Below are 2,464 nucleotides of genomic sequence, written 5' to 3' on the forward strand. Positions count from 1 at the left end.
GATGAGATTGGGGTCATCATCGATTAATAGTAGTCGCTTGCGGTCTTTTCCACCAACTGCTTTCATAATCTTCTGACTAGAGTTAACCGTTTGTTGCGATCGATAATTTGTATTTAACCACCCAATGGGGTTGAAATGCTACCCTTTTTCTGACTTATTCAACCAAAATAGCGGCAATAATCCAGGTATTATTGTTACTTTGTAAATAAGCGATTGGGTATCGATCGCGATATATTTCCCTGGAGATCTTAATAGTTAGGAGACAGTCTCACTAGCCGATAAGACAATGAAGCTTGTGCAGAGTCAATTCTTGACAGATCGAGCAGCTCTCACCAAAATACTTCAGACCACAGGTGTCTATAGATAATACTCTAAGATTGCGATCGAGTGGTAATTATCGAGATTAGCGATTAAGAAGCTACTTATAGTTGTGAAATTAGTCGATCGGTAGCAATTTAGACAGTTATTTGCGATCGAGTAGAGATGCCATCGCCGGAACGCGATCGATCTACACGCTCTAATGTAGCAACTCCTCTAACTGATTTTGATTGCACAACCACTGATATAGACCTTGTTTGCCGATTAATTCTTGATGGGTTCCAGTTTGGACGATTTCACCTTTATCCATCACCATAATGCGATCGGCAGTAGCCGCAGCCGATAATTGATGTGTAATAAATATCACAGTCCGCTTTTGTCCGGCTTGGGAAAGATTTTGCAAAATAGCGGTAGCGGTTTGATTATCGACACTAGAGAGCGCATCATCGAGAATCAAAATCGGGGCATTCATCAACAAGGCACGCGCTAATGCCGTCCGCTGACGTTGACCGCCAGAGAGGGTGATACCGCGTTCGCCGACGATCGTATCGTATTGGGCGGGGAAATTTTCAATTTCCCAATGAATTTGTCCCAATTTGGCAGCGGCTTCAACCTTGCTTCTACTAGCTTGCGGCTCACCATACCGGATATTATTCTCGATCGTAGTACTAAATAAGAAGCTCTCTTGGGGTACATAAGCGATCGCCCCCCGCAGATCTGCTAGATTTACAGTAGTCACATCATAACCATCGATAAATAAACTCTGTTCGGGGATTTCAACTAAGCGAGGAATGGCATTTGCCAGCGTCGATTTGCCCGACCCAATCGGCCCGACGATCGCGATCGTTTCGCCTGGTGAAATTGTAAAATTCAGATGCTTGAGCGCGGGTGTTTCTGACCCTGGGTGAGTATAACTAAAATCCCGCGCGACGATCTCGCCACTCACAGTCTTATCTAAATGGATGGCAGTCGGCGTATCGGCGATTTTAGGTCGATTGAATAAGATCGCTTCGACTCGATCGATACTGACTTCACCACGTTGATAGGCAGTAATTGTAAATCCTAATAAAGCCGTCGGAAAAATCAAATTCTGAGCGAAAATTATCAACGACAAGAAGTCACCAACGCTAGTCTGTTTGGAGACAATTTCTATTCCACTCGTCCAGGAGAACTTTAGTGCCGGACTAATATCTTGATTGGCGATCGCCAGTCCACCTTGCCATAGTAAAACCAACAAACTAATCGAAGCCAATCCCTGAATGATCGGGAAAATTGTATTGCGCGATTCGGCGAGTTTGAGGTTGGCAGTAAATAATTCTTGATTCTTCTTTCTAAATTCTTTCCGTTCGTTTTCTTCCTGAGCGTAGATTTTAATCGCAGCAATACCGCTCATATCCTCTTGAATCAATTCACTCAAATCGGAAATAGATTCTTGGACGACAACCTGTTGATTGCGGAGTTGATTGCTAAATAACTGAACTGTAATCAACATCAACGGATACACTGCTAGTGAAAACACTGTCAGCTTGACGTTAATTGATAACATTGCTGGCAGCGTTAGAGCATAGGCAAACACGATATTTGCCGTACTCAACACTGCAAACCCGACTAATCGCATGATGTTCTCAACATCACTAGTAAACCGATTGATCAGATCGCCTACTGTCGTCGTCACAAAATATCCCGGCTCCAACCGCAGGATATGCTCGAAGATATCCTGCTTCATTTTGGCTTGCACCTGTCGTCCCACCCCAAAAATTAGGATGCGCGAAATCATCCGCACCACCCACATAATCGATGTCAAGCCGACAATGAAAATCGCCAGTTGAGTCAGATAATCGCTAGTAAATGAAGTCTTCAATCGATCGATCCCATCTCTAATCAAGAGCGGGAGATAAACACTCAAAGCATTGACAACAAACAAGGCAAAGATACCCTGCGCTGTTTGCCATTTGTAGGGATTGAGATAGTTGAGGTGTTTTTGAAAACGCGACATTTATCGGGGATGGGGGGACGGGGGACGGGGGGACTGGGAGATGAGAGGACAGGCAGATCTATTCACTACCCTCTGTCTTGATTCGCTAAACCGTCGGGAAACCCGACGTTGGCGGAGCCACTCCGTTAGGAGTTACGCGAATCGCTACCC

The 2,464-nt window shown here is 44.7% G+C and carries 1 protein-coding gene; it reads right to left on the minus strand.

Annotated elements, in window-relative coordinates:
- Positions 1–517: 517 nt before the first annotated feature.
- A complete protein-coding gene (locus tag RMO84_RS14135) occupies positions 518–2,314 on the minus strand; it encodes an ABC transporter ATP-binding protein (protein WP_310489091.1) in 1,797 nt (598 codons plus the stop codon).
- Positions 2,315–2,464 lie beyond the last annotated feature (150 nt).

Origin of the sequence: Chamaesiphon sp. VAR_69_metabat_338, from assembly GCF_031423935.1 — a bacterium.
Lineage (GTDB): Bacteria > Cyanobacteriota > Cyanobacteriia > Cyanobacteriales > Chamaesiphonaceae > Chamaesiphon.

Excerpts from the sequence above, each read along its gene's own strand:
- RMO84_RS14135 (WP_310489091.1), bottom strand. The coding sequence starts at position 2,314 with ATGTCGCGTTTTCAAAAACACCTCAACTATCTCAATCCCTACAAATGG.